Here is a 952-nt window from a genome sequence, read left to right on the forward strand (position 1 = left end):
CTGGCAGCAAACGGCTTTGTTCAGCTTAGCCGAATCCCTTGAAATTCCAATCTTATTCATTTATAAACGGACGAAAAAAATGAGAGTTCCTCCTGAGTTACCAAAAAGGACCTTATACCTGACCATCCCCATCCCTGCTGACCCGGTGGAAGTCAACATCAAGTTAACCTCACTCCAAAACATCAGCATGCACCTGTTCTCATTTAAAATGAAGGGACAGGAACTTGAAAAGATAAATCAGAAGTCGACAAGGAGCATGCGCATCGCAAGGGGCTTTCAACATTTATGCTTACCGACACCAATCCAAAATAACCATATTGAGATCAAAGGAATCACCCAGCCTTCCACTGAATTATTAGGCGATTTATTTTTCTGGACCGAGGTAAGCGACGGAAAATACGCTTTCATCATGATCGATATGTGCGGAAAAGGCATTCATACAGCGCTTGTACACATGTCCATCCGAACCTTGATACCTGAGCTGATAAAACGGATACGGGACCCCATCATCATAACCAGGGAACTGAAAAAGCATATGAGGGGTTTATTCCAGGGAATTCATTTGGAAGATACAATCAATGCCTGTTTTTCAGCCTTCATTGCATACGTAAATACAAGGGAAAGATTCATTGAATATGTGAACTGTGGACACCCCCCAGCCATTTTGCATGCCCCAGACACCAATTACATTCTCAGATTGAGTAAAGGGGCTGGCCCTATAGGCTGCATTAAGGATGCTCCGATAAAAAAAGTAGTATTTCATTACCAACCAGGAAGCCGCTTCATCATTTATTCAGACGGCCTCTCTAAATCTCCTAGCCCTTCCGCCGCTGAACGGACTGAACGCATCGAGAAGGAATTCATTGAAAACGCCCTTCTTTCTATACACGACCTACTACAAGCGCTCTTGCTATCAAGAATGACGCATTCCGAAATTGATGATGATATCAGC

General features: G+C 43.5%; 1 protein-coding gene. It reads left to right on the plus strand.

From position 1 onward, the window contains the following. On the plus strand, nt 1-952 hold a 952-nt coding region (locus tag CVN76_RS00985), incomplete at both ends, for a PP2C family protein-serine/threonine phosphatase (RefSeq protein WP_157805405.1).

It is taken from the genome of Bacillus sp. mrc49 (assembly GCF_002803435.1).